This is a genomic window from Sphaerisporangium dianthi (assembly GCF_042654065.1).
Classification (GTDB): domain Bacteria; phylum Actinomycetota; class Actinomycetes; order Streptosporangiales; family Streptosporangiaceae; genus Sphaerisporangium; species Sphaerisporangium dianthi.
In genome coordinates this window covers 18,097-30,527 of record NZ_JBHSFP010000031.1, presented here as the reverse complement: position 1 = coordinate 30,527, position 12,431 = coordinate 18,097, and the positions used below count along the sequence as shown (strand labels likewise).

Genomic DNA, 12,431 nt, shown 5'->3' with positions numbered 1-12,431 from the left:
AGTCAGGGGTGTGGATGCGTACTGAGTCGGGCTGGGTGGACGAGGCCACCGCGGGCGACCTGCTGGCCGCGGCGCGGGAGGGTGATGGAGAGGCGTTCGGACGTCTGGTGGGGCCGTTGCGGGAGGAGCTGCGGGCGCACTGCTACCGGATGCTGGGGTCGGCGCATGATGCGGACGACGTGGTGCAGGACACCTTTGATCGGGCGTGGCGCGGCCTGGGGCGGTTCGAGGACCGCGGATCGATCCGACCGTGGCTGTACAAGATCGCGACGAACAGGTCGTTGACGCTTATCGAGCGGCGGGGGCGGCGAGAGCTCCCCACCGATCTGAGCCTCCACGGCACATCGCCGGCCGAGGCCGCGTGGCTGGAACCGTACCCGGACAGGCTGATGAGCTGGACGGCGGATCTGGGCCCGGAGGCTCGTGTGGTGGCGCGAGAAAGCGTGGAGCTGGCCTTCGTCGCGGCGCTGCAGCATCTGTCGGCGTCGCAGCGGGCGGTCTTGCTGCTGCGTGAGGTTCTCGGGTACGGCTCTGGGGAGGTCGCCGAGCTGTTGGAAACCACGGTGGCGGCGGTCAACAGTGCGCTTCAACGGGCCCGGAAGGCCGTCGCCGGTCTGCTGCCGGAGACGACCCAACAGCAGGTGTTGAGCTCGCTGAGTGAGGCGGCGCGGAGGGATGTGGCCCGGCGGTATGTGGCCGCCTGGGAGGCCGGGGACGTCAACGCCATTGTGGCGATGCTGACCGAGGACGCGAAGTACTCGATGCCGCCGCTGACGGCCTGGTATGAGGGCCATGACGGCATCCGCGGCTTCCTGGCTCGAACCGCGGCGACGCGACGCTGGCGCTTCTTGCCCGCGCGGGCGAACGCGCAGCTGGCGTTCGGCACGTACCTGTGGGACGAGGACCGGGGCGTTTACGTCGCCGCAGGTCTGGATCTGCTCGTTCTGCGCGGGGGGCGGATCGCCGAGGTGGTCTCCTTCTTGGACACCGATTTCTCGATGTTCGACCTGCCGGCGGAGCTGAGGGAAACCGATCTCGCGGCGTGCGATGATTTCGGCGATCCGGGCGGGTTGTAGTCGTGACGAACCCGTTGACCCGGAAGGACGCGGTTGAGCCATGGCCACTGACGAAGAACAGATCCGCACCCTGATCGAGCGCTGGGCCGAGGCGGTCCATGCCGGTGACGTCGACAAGGTCGTGGCCGACCACGCCGGCGACATCGTCATGTTCGATGTGCCGCCGCCGTATGAGGGCGTACGCGGCTTGGACGCCTACCGCGAGACCTGGCCGCCCTTCTTCGAATGGCAGGCACAAGGCGCCTCGTTCGAGATCGGGTCGCTGGACATCACCGTCGGTGACGATGTCGCGTTCGCGCACGCCCTGCTGCGGTGCGGCATGCCTGAGCAGTTCGCCGACAACCCCGACCTGCGCCTACGGTTGACCCTTGGCCTGCGCAAGGAACACGGCCAGTGGGTTGTCGCTCACGAACACCACTCGTTCCCTGTCGCCGACCTCGCGCGCGACGACGCCGCCGAGCAGGAGATACGCCGGCTGCACCAGCGCTGGTCCGACGACACCGCCGCCAAGAACCTGGACGGCATGATGGCCGCCATCGCCGATGACGTCGTCTCCTACGAGCACGAAGAACCCCTTCAGCACCTCGGCGTCCAGGCCGTACGGGACGTCTGTGAACGTAGCTTGGACGCCTCCGCCGATGCCATGGTGACCTGGGAGGTTCCGGAGCTGAAGGTCATCGCACGGGACGGCCTCGCAGTCGCATGGGGGCTCAACCACGTTCGGGTCGAGCACGCCGACGCCCAGGCGTTCGACGGTTGGTCACGCGGAACGCGGGTGTTCCGGCGGACGAAGGGCACATGGGTGATGATCCATCAGCACCTGTCCGTGCCGTTCGACCCCGCCACCGGTGAAGCAAGGACCGCCCTGCACCCCGAATGAACCGCGACGACGGCGACGTTCCTTGGATGCATATCAGGATCCACAGGACATCTAGGTCGTGATCCAGGAGACACGCCCTAGCTGGGGACGCCTCACCCGGCCGTGATCTCTGCAGGCCGGCCTTCCGGACGCACGAGGAAGCATCTGCCATGCCCGCGCTGACGGACGACCTGCCGACTCTCGTTGCATACGCGTGATGCTGGTGCTCGCAGCTTGAAGGTCGACGCCGTCTATGTGCGGAAACCGGCTTTCGCGGTGCTGGTCTATCCTTGGGGGAGCGGCCCGCGGACGGAGGAAAGCCCATGACTGCGACGGACCCCGCGCTCATCGGCCTGGCCCAGGGCTGGTGCGCCCTCTCCTGGCTGCACGACAGAATCGAGGCGCACATCGAGCGCGCCCTGCAGAGCCGGCACGATCTCAGCGTGCGCGAGTACTCCCTGCTCGACGTGCTCAGCCGCCAGCACGACGGCGAGGGCGGTCACCTGCAGATGAAGCAGGTCGCGGACGCCGTCGTCCTGAGCCAGAGCGCCACCACGCGCCTGGTCACCCGGCTTGAGGACCGGGGCCTGCTCGAGCGCTACCTCTGCCCGACGGACCGCCGCGGCATCTACACCAACGTCACCCCGGCCGGCCTCCGGCTGGTCGAGGAGGCCAGGCCCACCAACGACGCGGCCCTGCGCGAGGCCCTCGGCGAGGCCGCGGCGAACCCGGCGCTGGTGCCACTCGTCGACGCCGTCGAGTCACTCCACGTCCCCGCGTCCACCCGGCTCCGATGGAGGCTTCCCAACCTCGTCTGAGGCGCCGGCCCGAAAGGGCGAGGACGTCTCGGACGGGGCGTCTACCCGCGGTGCGGGTCGCCGCTGGGCAGCCAGGCGTCCGGAGCGTGGACGCCGAGGTCCCCGACGCCGTCGCACAGGGTCTCGACGGCGGCGAGGACCGCGGCGCGCGCCTCGTCCCGGCGCCAGACCAGGGACCAGGTCCAGTAGATCTCGGGCGCGACGACGCGGCGTTTGACCAGGTCGGGCGGGAGCGGGGCGGTCTGGCCCTTGGGCGAGTTGACGATCGGGCGCCCGCCGCGGCGGACATGGTCGAAGAAGGCGGGGCCGGTGATGCCGCCGTCGGAGACGCGCACCCCTCGGGCTCCGGTGTCACGGACCAGTTCTTCGGCGTAGGCGTTCCAGGACGACCAGGAGGTGGTGTCCTCCTCCAGGAGGACCGCGGTGTCCTTGGCGGGCACGTCACCGGTGTCGTCGCCGGCGGCGACGGCGTACAGCCGGTCGGCGCCGATGAGCCGGGCGCGCAGGCCGCGCCGCTCCAGGTCCTCGGTCCGTACCCAGCACACCGCGAGGTCCAGACCGCCCTCGGCGACCCGGGCGGCCTGGGTGTGGGAGGGCGCGATCCAGGCGTCGAGGTTGAGCCGGGCCACCGCGGAGACGCGGGCGGCCAGGTCCGCGGGAAGCCAGTTGACGTAGCCGAGCCGGACCGGCTCCGATCCGGACAGCCGGCCGGCGCGGCGCCGGAGGTCCTCGGCCCCGCCCAGCAGGGCGCGGATGTCGGGGAGCAGGGCCGCGCCGGCCGGGGTGAGGGTCACCGAGCGGCGGTCGCGGTCGAACAGCCGCACACCAAGGTCGCGTTCGAGCGCCTTGATCTGCTGAGACAGGGAGGGGCCCGCGATGAGGAGGCGCGCGGCGGCCCGGCCGAAGTTCAGTTCCTCTGCGACCGCGACGAAGTACCGCAGTTGGCGCAGCTCCACATCCGCCATGCTACCTGCGGTAGGAGGACAAGCCTCGCAGAAGGGAGGAAACCGGTCGTGGCGTCGACTCCGGTGGCGGGCACACGATGGAGGACATGGAAACGCCCCCGCCGGGCATCCCGCCGAAAGGAGCAAGGCCGTTGCGAGAGTTCCTGGTCGAGATCACCATCACCGTCCCGCAGGGCGCCGGGCAGGACGAGGTCGACCGGCTGCGTGCCGCCGAGGCGGTGCGCGCCCGGGAACTGGCCGCCGCCGGCAACCTGACCCGGCTGTGGCGCCCGATCGGTGAGCAGCGCGGCATCGGCGTCTGGCGGGCCGCCGACGAGGACGAACTGCGCGAGAAGGTGCTCGGCACGCTGCCGCTGCGCCCCTGGATGACCCTCGCCGTCACCGCCCTGGAGTCCCACCCCAACGACCCGGGCAAGGACGACGCCACGTCGGCTCCGGCATGAGCGCACGGGCACGGCACGCCTCTCCCGCCCGGACGGGCAGGCCGCTCCACTCGCCCTGGGGCCACGTCGTCCAGGTCGCCGCGGCGCTCGCCGCGGGCATGGGAGTCGGCCGATTCGTCTACACCCCGATCCTCCCGCTGATGCACGCTCAGGCCGGGCTGTCCGCGAGCGCCGGCGCGAGCCTGGCGACCGCCAACTACGTCGGCTACCTCCTCGGCGCGCTCGTGGGCATCCTCACCCCGGCGCTGGTCCGCTCACCCGCCGTCCTGCGCGCTTCCCTGGTCGTGCTGACCGCCACTCTGGCCGCCATGCCCGCCACGCACGCGACCACCGCGTGGGCCGGGCTGCGACTGCTGGCCGGAGTCGCCAGCGCCCTGATCTTCGTCATCGCGGTCAACTCCCTGCTCGGCCATCTGCGGGAGCACCCGGCCCACCTGCCCGGCTGGGCCTTCGGCGGCGTCGGCGCCGGCATCGCCCTGTCCGGGGCGCTGATCCTCGTCCTGCGCGGCATCGCCGGCTGGCAGGCCGCCTGGTGGGTCGCGGCCGCGCTCTGCGCCCTCCTCGGCGTCGTCTCGTGGACGCTGCGCCCCGAGGAGACCCCCGCACCCGGCCCGTCCGAGGCGGCCACTCGGCCCGGGACGCGCACGCACCGCTGGTTCGGCGCCCTGTTCGTCAGCTACACGCTTGAGGGCGTCGGCTACATCGTCGCCGGCACCTTCCTCGTGGCCGCGATCGGGCAGAGCGCCCCTGGCTGGGCCGGCAGCGGCGCATGGGTGCTGGTGGGTCTGGCGGCCGTGCCGTCGTCGGCGCTGTGGGCCTGGCTGGGACGCCGCTGGTCCCGCCCCGGCCTCCTGCTCGCCGCCCTCGTCATCCAGGCCGCCGGCATCGCCCTGCCCGCCCTCGCCGGGGGAGTGACCTCCGCCCTGGTCTCCGCGGTCCTGTTCGGCGCGACCTTCATCGGTGTCAGCACCCTGGCGCTGGCCGCGGGCGCCCACCTGCGGTTTCCCCGTTCGGTCGCCCTGCTCACCACCGGATACTCCGCCGGCCAGATCCTCGGCCCGCTGGTGGTCGCCCCGCTGCTCCGCCACGGCTACCACCAGGCGCTGATCCTGGCCTCCGTCGTGGTGCTCGCCGCGGCCGTCGCCGCCGCCGTGCTGGGGGTGGGCTTCCCGCACCACGTGGTGGCGGGCCCCATGCCGTGGAGGCGGCCCGGCAGGGCTCTGGGCTAGAACGACATCAGCTGGAACGCGCCCACGGTGCGGAAGCCGATGCGCTGGTAGATCGATTCGCCGGCGGGGCTCGAGGTGAGGGCGGCCGTGCGCACGCCTGTTTCGCGGGCCAGGTCGAGCGCGGCCCTGGTCATGGCCGTGCCGATGCCACGCCGGCGATGCTCGGGCTGGGTGCCGACGAAGTACAGCGTGAGCACGCCGTGGCTCAGCCAGGCGACGGCCGTGCCCGCGATGCGGCCGTCGTCGAGGCGGCCGGCCAGCCTGATCACCGTGCCGTCTCCGGAGAACGCCTTCTCCCGGTCGATCGCGGCGGCCAAGCCGTCCGGCACGATTCCGGACACCCGGGCGTAGGCAGGAACGAATTCGGCCAGGTCGGTGGTCTCGGTGACGCGCAGCCCGGCGGGCGGGGGCGGGGAGGCCGCCCGGTCGATCGCCATGGTCATGATCGGCATGCGGGCGACCTGGACGGCGCCGAGAGACAGCAGCGCCTCGGCGGTGCCGGCGTCACTGTCGGGGCCGGCCCACCAGATGCGGGGCAGGCCGGCGAGGCGGTGGCGGGCCTCGGCGAGCGCATCCCGCGGGGCGCGCCCGCGCACGCGCAGCACGCCGTTGAGGGAGACGTGCGGCACCTCGCTGCGGTAGGTCACCAGGTCAGGGCTCCCGGTCGCGCCGATGTCCCAGCCCAGGAGGTAGGCGCGGTGCGCGGCGAGCAACGTGTCGACGGATTCCACGCGGGCGATGATAACCGGACGCCCGCCATGGTCCGCCGGGTGTCAGATCTTGCCGGCGAGCTCCGCCGGCACCTGGCCGAGCATGGCGGCCAGGGGCTCGTCACTCGCGATCGCGACGCCGGCCACCGGGTCGCCGCCGGCCAGGTGGGCGAGGTGCCTGATGGCGTGGGCGGCGACGTGGTCGGTGGTCACCTCGGCGGGGCTGGGCGCGTCCGGCCGGTCGCCGAAGGCGATGGTGAGCTCGTCCAGCGGGGTGGCGGGCGCGGCGGGCGCGGAGTCGGGGTAGGCGGCGTAGGTGAGGATCAGCCCATGCCCGGGGGTGTGGCGCCAGCTGGTGGAGTGCAGCAGGGCGGGGCGGCCCGCCAGGGTTCTCGCCAGGTCGCACGGGACGGTCGTGCCGTCGAGCGGTGCCGTCGACCGCCGATAGGCCCATCCCCGGTCGTCGAACCTGAGGAGGATCACTTCCACCGTGACCTGTGGACCGTTCACCCGTGCGCCTTTCGCATGATGAGAGGGGTCATGGCGCGTTCGGGCCGGTAGGCTACCGTGCGCCACCCGCGCTTCCGGTAGAGGTCGAGGGCGGCCGTCGCCGCGGGGTGCGTGGCCAGCCATCGCGGGCCGCCGCGCGCGGCCGTCAGGAGGGCGTCGTGCAGGGCGGCGCCGGTTCCCCGTCCGCGCATCTCGGGCAGGACGGCCATCTCTTTGAGGGTGAAGTCGTCCGTGCCCGGTTGCCCCGCCCAGGCCGCGAGGCGGGAGGCGAGATGCCCGTAGGCGAACCCGCACACCTGTCCGCCCTCGCCCTCGCCCTCGCTCTCAAGGGCGAGGGCGAGTACGAAACCGGGCTGGTGGCGGTCGATGAGCATGCGGACCGCCACGGTACGGGCGAAGCCGTACGGTTCGTGCCACGGTGGTTCGGTGAAGACCCGGCCCCCCACGTCCGCCAGCACCGCCCGGTAGGCCGTGGCCTGCGACGCGCCGACCAGACGGACACGAGTGCGTGCCACGCCCGGCCGTCCGGACGGACGGCCGGGCGAGGAAGGCCGGTAGCCGGGCGTCGCGCTCATGGGGTAGGGCTTCCGCGATGACCGCGGGACCGGTGAGGGTGCGCCCGCGACGGGCCGTCGGGCCCGGCGGTGGGGTCACCCGGGCCGCGACTCTGCGCGGCGTCCTCGGCGGGCGAACGCATGAGTGCCTCCCAAGCGACGACGACGTGCCGCCGGGCAGGTGCGACGACATCACTCGGAACGAAGTCTGACACACCTGCGGGGTGATCGCTATTGCGAGTCGCTCGCATCTGGCTCGCGGGCCGGGGGCCGTCACGGTGACGCCGGGGCCGGCACCGGCCCCCCGGCCCTAGCGCAGCGCGGGCAGGACCTTGGCGCCGAAGGTCTCGATGAACGGCAGCAGGTCCTGGCCCACGTGGTGCAGGTAGATGCGGTCGAAGCCCAGAGCCGCGTAGCCGCGCAGCCAGTCGGTGTGCCGGTCGAGGTCCGAGGAGATGTTGACCACACCGCGCACCTGCTCCACGGTCACGTGCTCGGAGACCACGTCGAAGTGCTCCACCATCTCAAGGTCCCAGCAGATCGGCGGGCGGAAGACGTTGCTGCGCCACTGGTCGTGGGCGATCGCCTCCGCCTCGGCCTCCGTCGGCGCCCAGCTCAGGTGCACCTGCAGGCAGAGCGGTCCGCGTCCTCCCGCGTCGCGGTACGCCGCGATCATCTCGCGCAGGTGGTCCTCGGGGCCGTTGACCGTGACCAGACCGTCCGCCCACTCCGCGCACCGGGCCGCCGTGCCGGTGCTCACCGCCGCGCCGATCAGCGGCGGCGGCGTCTCCGGGCGGGTCCACAGCCGGGCGCGGTCCACGGTCACCAGGCCGTCACGGGTGACCTCCTCGCCGTCGAGCAGGTCGCGGATGACGTCCACGCACTCGCGCAGGCGGGCGTCGCGGACCTCCTTGCGCGGCCATGGCCCGCCGGTGATGTGCTCGTTGCTGTACTCGCCGCTGCCCAGCGCGGCCCAGAAGCGGCCCGGGAACATCGCGCCGAGGGTTCCGATCGCCTGGGCGATGATCGCCGGGTGGTAGCGCTGGCCGGGCGCGTTCACGACGCCGAAGGTGAGCCCGGTGGCCTGCAGGGCGGCGCCGAGCCAGGACCAGGCGAAGGCGGACTGCCCCTGCCGCTCGCTCCACGGGGAGAAGTGGTCGGAACACATGGCGGCCTGGAAGCCGGCGTTTTCGGCGGCGACCATCGCGGTGAGAAGGTCGGCGGGCGGGATCTGCTCGTGGGAGGCGTGGATTCCATACTCCGTCATGCGCGGTGCGGCTACCCAGCAGAGCCGCGGCCAACCCTGGCGGACCGCTCAGGGGGCGTAGGGCTCCGCGGGCCGCCGCCACTCGACCCTCGGCGAAGTCGGCCCGCTCGAATGCGAACGCGGGCGCGGGCGGGAATATCCGCTGCGCCACCGCACCGTCACAACGTGCCCCGCAACCCGGAAGACCCTGACTCCTCGGCTGTTCCGGGCGCGCACGCCGGCCAAAGGGCGTCACGTAAACCGGCGAACATCGGAGTCTCCGTCGATGGCGGGCGCGGTTCAACGCGACCGGACACCCAAAAGAGGAAAGCAACCTTACCGGTTGCCGACCCTATGCGCTCTGCTCGCTGTATCATCACCTGCGACCGCCAGGCGGCCGGTGGGGACATCGGCCTAACCGGCGCATCGCGCGAAGCCGCGAGGTTATGCATGCATGATCCGAGGGCTCCGTGCGGCACCGGCGCGAGCGCACCGGGCCGGCGAATGCCGTGCCGGCGGAGGGACGGGACGGGCGCCGAACGTCTTAACGGCGCGCCGTCATATCCCGCCATCGTGTACGCGAGCAGGGGCGGCACGCTCTCACAACCGGCAACGCCGAAGCTTCCGGCCGAATGGAACGTACGCATTCCCGGTATCAGAGAGAGGTTTAACGCGACGGAATTGCCAAACATGAGCAAGACGTATATTTTGACCCTTGAACGCACTCGTACGAAGGAATATGAGATGGCCACGCAGATCCAGAAGCTCCTCATCGACGACCTCGACGGTAGTACGGCGGAGGAGACCGTCGCCTTCGCAATTGACGGCACCAGCTACGAAATCGACCTGAGCGGCGAAAACGTCAAGAAGCTCCGCGAGGTGCTGACCCCCTTTGTTTCCAGCGCTCGCCGAGGCGAGAGCGCCCCCGCCCGGGGACGCAAGCGCGGCGGTAGCCAACCCTCAGCCCGCGACAAGAGCGCGGAAATCAGGGCCTGGGCCAAGGGACAAGGCCTGAACGTGAGCGAACGCGGCCGGATCGCCTCACACGTCGTGCAGCAATACGAAGCGGCTCACTGATAATCGCCGGCGACCGGCTCGGACGGCGCCGCGACCGGGGCGGCCGCAGGCGGCTGCGGCCTGCCGGCCCGGCGGCGAACACCACGATCGCCGCGGCGAACGGCCACCAGAAGGCGTCGCCGAACGAGCCGGCGGTGGGCGCGCAGGCCGCCGCCGATCAGGAACATCGTGGTCATACTGGCGGTGAAGCCCTTGGCGCGGAACAGGCGCACATCGAGCAGCGGAGTCCCGGCGGTGCGCAGGGCGTGGGCGATGTAGCAGGCGAACAGCAGCAGGCCGACGGCGAGCCCGGCGATCACTCCGCCGCTGCCGAAGCCGTCTCCACCGGCCCGTGACAGGGCGTAGACGATGGCCGCGAATCCGGGGCACAGTAGAAAGACGCCCAGCCAGTCGAGGGGCGCCGGTCGACCGCTTCCCCGCGGGTCGGCGGGGAGCACGACGAGCGCCAGGATGATCGCGGCGATCGCGAAGGGGATGTTGACCAGGAACATCCACTGCCAGGAGAGGTTCTGGAGGATCAGGCCGCCGATGATGGGCCCGACGACCGGGCCCAGCGTGATCGGGACGGAGATCAGGCCCATGACCCGGGCCATGCGCCGCGGGCCCGCCGCGCCCGCGACCACGGTCAGGCGCCAACGGGCCCGACCAGTTCATCGAGGCACTCGCCGGCCGGCTGGCCCGCCTCGCCAACGCCGGCCACCTGCGCATCGAAGACCCGGTCCGCGCCGCCAACCAGTTCATCGCCCTGGTCTACGAGGAGCTGCCGGCACTCAGCACCACCCGCCCGCTGCACCCCGACGAGGTGGAGCAGGTCGTCATCGCGGGCGTGGACACGTTCCTGCGGGCCTTCGGCACCGGCCCCCGGCCCGCCGGCGGCTGAGCGGGGGAGCGCCGACGGCGACGCCGCACATGGGACACCCCCGCCGGAGACCTTCCGGCGGGGGTGTCGTGCCGTCGGGGTGCGGACCCTTCGCCGTGCCGCTCAGGTCCGGACGTGCGCGGCCCGGCTCAGACGGTGACGCTCCAGCTGTCGAGGAAGCCGGTGTCGAGCCGGTAGTTGTCGGTCACCTGCAGCGTCCAGGTTCCCGAGGCCGCCTGGCTGACCGCGACCGAGTAGGTGCGGGTTCCGTAGGAGGTGCAGGACGAGCCGCCGCTGCTGTCGATGGTGTAGTACGTCCCGCTCGGGCCGCGCAGCCGGATCTGCAGGTCCTCCGCGCAGGTGTGCGAGATCGTCACGCTGACCCGGACCGGCGACACGGCGCTGCCGCTCGCGGTCGAGGTGACCGAGCTGTTGATCGCCGCGAAGTCGTTGATCGTGAAGTTGGCGTCGTTGGTGAACGTCCGGCTCCCGCCGGTGCCGCTGACCGTGAGCGTCCATGTCGTGGTGTGGGCCGTGGTCTCGCCGGTGCCCGTGACGGTGACGGCGTAGGTGCCGCCCGGCGTCGACGCCGAGGTCGAGAGCGTGAGCGTCGAGGAGCCGCCCGAGGTCACCGACGCCGGGGCGAAGCTCGCCGTGGCGCCGCTCGGCAGCCCGGACGCCGTGAGGTTCACCGTCTGCGCGGCGCCCGACGTCGTCGCGGTGCTGATCGTGGTCGTGACCGCCTGGCCCGCCTGCACGGAGCCGGACGCGGGGCTGGCGCCGATGGAGAAGTCCTGGCCCGTGGGGGTGCCCACGGCCTGGGTCCAGAGGGCGTACGCCAGGGCGTCGCCCGCCCGGTCCAGGATGGTGTCGTTGATGTTGGCCGTGGTGTCGCACGACCGGTGGTAGCAGGAGTCGTACGCCCGTCCCGCCGTGCCGCCCCACTTGGCGGCCTGCGAGGAGGTCTTGGTGGCGCTGGCGCCCGCCGCGACACCGGAGGTGGCGATGCCCGCATTACGGAAGGAGGCGTCGTCGGAGCGGTTGGCGCCCTCGGTGTTCTCCTCCGGCTGCAGGCCGAGGTTGGTGTAGAACGCGCGCAGGTCGGCAGCGGCCGTGGTGGTGATGTTGTTGATGAAGTAGCCGCCGTTGGTCGAGCCGACCATGTCGAAGTTGAGGTACTGCTTGATCTTGGAGCGGTCGGACGAGCCGAGCGAGCTGACGTAGGCGCGCGAGCCGAGAAGGCCCTGCTCCTCGTCGCTCCACCAGCCGAATCGCGCGTGCTTGGCCATCGTCGGATGCTGCGCGGCCAGGGTCAGGGCGACCTCCAGCAGCATCGACGACCCCGAGCCGTTGTCGTTGATGCCGGGTCCGGCCGAGACGCTGTCCAGGTGGGCGCCGGACATGATGACCTGGTTCTCGTCCCCGCCCGGCCAGTCGGCGACCAGGCTGGGCCCGGCGCCGCTGCTGCACCCCGGCGAGCAGGTCACGCGCCGCGTGGTGTAGCCGGCGGCCTGCAGTCTCTGCTCGACGTAGGCGACCGACGCGGTGTAGCCGGCTCCGCTCGACCTGCGGGTGCCGCCGTTGGAGTCGGCGATGCTCTGCAACTGGCTCAGGTGGGCCTTGACGTTCTGCAGGCTGACATCGGGGGCCGCCAGTGCGGTGATGGGGGCGCCCCGGGGCGCGCTGACGGGCGCCTGATGCCCGGTGCTCTCCGGTGGCGCCTGGGCGCTCGCGGGGGTCGCGGAGGCGAGCAGGCCCGTCAGGGCCAGGGCGACGGTCGCCGTGAGGACAGCCGTGCGTCTCATGTGCTTTCCTTTCTCGGCATCCCACCGCCGCGCTTTCGCCGTGTTCGCGGGCAGCGTTCACCGCGCCGTCACCGAAGAGCGGGACGGCGCGATGATGTGGGACTGGGGGTGGAGAAATGAGTGCTCACACGCCGGATACGCCGGTCGCCCGCCGATGCGGCCAAGACTCGTGCGGCACCGGCATGACTCCCAGGGCCGGGAGTGACGTTATACCGTCAGTGCGGCTACGACATGGAACGACGCTCCTGACTTCGTGGGGGCGAACCGACTTGTGCGTGAC

13 protein-coding genes and 1 pseudogene are annotated in these 12,431 nt (G+C 71.7%); 7 read left to right on the top strand and 7 right to left on the bottom strand.

What is annotated here, in order from left to right:
* The first annotated feature begins 14 nt into the window (after window positions 1-14).
* From ACFO60_RS31990 to ACFO60_RS31980, 3 genes are all read left to right on the top strand, one after another.
* A complete protein-coding gene (locus tag ACFO60_RS31990; RefSeq protein ID WP_380847920.1) occupies window positions 15-1,076 on the top strand; it encodes a sigma-70 family RNA polymerase sigma factor in 1,062 nt (353 codons plus the stop codon).
* Between the two features lie 40 nt (window positions 1,077-1,116).
* Entirely contained in the window at window positions 1,117-1,956 is an 840-nt protein-coding gene (locus tag ACFO60_RS31985; protein WP_380847917.1) for an SgcJ/EcaC family oxidoreductase, read from the top strand.
* 302 nt (window positions 1,957-2,258) lie between these two features.
* Window positions 2,259-2,753: a MarR family winged helix-turn-helix transcriptional regulator gene (locus tag ACFO60_RS31980; RefSeq protein ID WP_380847914.1), complete on the top strand. Its 495-nt coding sequence runs from the start codon at window positions 2,259-2,261 to the stop codon at window positions 2,751-2,753.
* A gap of 41 nt (window positions 2,754-2,794) precedes the next feature.
* Here ACFO60_RS31980 and ACFO60_RS31975 read toward each other — a convergent pair whose 3' ends face one another.
* Entirely contained in the window at window positions 2,795-3,718 is a 924-nt protein-coding gene (locus tag ACFO60_RS31975) for a LysR family transcriptional regulator (protein ID WP_380847911.1), read from the bottom strand.
* A 131-nt stretch (window positions 3,719-3,849) separates the two neighbouring features.
* Here ACFO60_RS31975 and ACFO60_RS31970 point away from each other — a divergent pair, with 131 nt between their 5' ends.
* Window positions 3,850-4,161, top strand: a complete 312-nt coding sequence (locus ACFO60_RS31970) for a muconolactone Delta-isomerase family protein (RefSeq protein ID WP_380847908.1) — start codon at window positions 3,850-3,852, stop codon at window positions 4,159-4,161.
* Window positions 4,158-5,390 carry a YbfB/YjiJ family MFS transporter gene (locus ACFO60_RS31965; protein WP_380847905.1) on the top strand — a complete coding sequence of 411 codons (1,233 nt, stop codon included), beginning with the start codon at window positions 4,158-4,160 and terminating at the stop codon, window positions 5,388-5,390. Before ACFO60_RS31970 ends, ACFO60_RS31965 begins: the two co-directional genes overlap by 4 nt.
* Here ACFO60_RS31965 and ACFO60_RS31960 read toward each other — a convergent pair.
* From ACFO60_RS31960 to ACFO60_RS31945, 4 genes are all read right to left on the bottom strand, one after another.
* Window positions 5,387-6,121 carry a GNAT family N-acetyltransferase gene (locus ACFO60_RS31960; protein ID WP_380847902.1) on the bottom strand — a complete coding sequence of 245 codons (735 nt, stop codon included), beginning with the start codon at window positions 6,119-6,121 and terminating at the stop codon, window positions 5,387-5,389. The genes ACFO60_RS31965 and ACFO60_RS31960 overlap by 4 nt on opposite strands.
* Window positions 6,122-6,163: 42 nt before the next feature.
* Complete coding sequence (locus ACFO60_RS31955) at window positions 6,164-6,610, bottom strand: hypothetical protein (protein WP_380847899.1); 447 nt, start codon at window positions 6,608-6,610, stop codon at window positions 6,164-6,166.
* Complete coding sequence (locus ACFO60_RS31950) at window positions 6,607-7,185, bottom strand: GNAT family N-acetyltransferase (protein WP_380847896.1); 579 nt, start codon at window positions 7,183-7,185, stop codon at window positions 6,607-6,609. Before ACFO60_RS31950 ends, ACFO60_RS31955 begins: the two co-directional genes overlap by 4 nt.
* A 289-nt stretch (window positions 7,186-7,474) precedes the next feature.
* Window positions 7,475-8,431, bottom strand: coding sequence for a TIGR03885 family FMN-dependent LLM class oxidoreductase (locus ACFO60_RS31945; protein ID WP_380847893.1), 957 nt, complete (start codon window positions 8,429-8,431; stop codon window positions 7,475-7,477).
* A 723-nt stretch (window positions 8,432-9,154) separates the two neighbouring features.
* Between ACFO60_RS31945 and ACFO60_RS31940 the strand changes: the two genes are divergently transcribed.
* Window positions 9,155-9,487 (top strand): histone-like nucleoid-structuring protein Lsr2, encoded by a 333-nt coding sequence (locus ACFO60_RS31940; RefSeq protein WP_380847890.1) that lies wholly within the window; start codon window positions 9,155-9,157, stop codon window positions 9,485-9,487.
* On the opposite strand, the gene ACFO60_RS31935 is transcribed toward ACFO60_RS31940, so the two are convergent.
* On the bottom strand, window positions 9,481-10,110 hold the full coding sequence (locus ACFO60_RS31935) for an MFS transporter (RefSeq protein WP_380847887.1): 630 nt from the start codon (window positions 10,108-10,110) through the stop codon (window positions 9,481-9,483). The genes ACFO60_RS31940 and ACFO60_RS31935 overlap by 7 nt on opposite strands.
* A gap of 20 nt (window positions 10,111-10,130) precedes the next feature.
* Between ACFO60_RS31935 and ACFO60_RS31930 the strand changes: the two are divergent.
* A pseudogene (locus tag ACFO60_RS31930) lies at window positions 10,131-10,367 on the top strand (TetR/AcrR family transcriptional regulator C-terminal domain-containing protein); the annotation flags it as partial.
* Between the two features lie 128 nt (window positions 10,368-10,495).
* Here ACFO60_RS31930 and ACFO60_RS31925 read toward each other — a convergent pair.
* A complete protein-coding gene (locus tag ACFO60_RS31925) occupies window positions 10,496-12,151 on the bottom strand; it encodes a M28 family peptidase (RefSeq protein ID WP_380847884.1) in 1,656 nt (551 codons plus the stop codon).
* Between the last annotated feature and the right edge of the window lie 280 nt (window positions 12,152-12,431).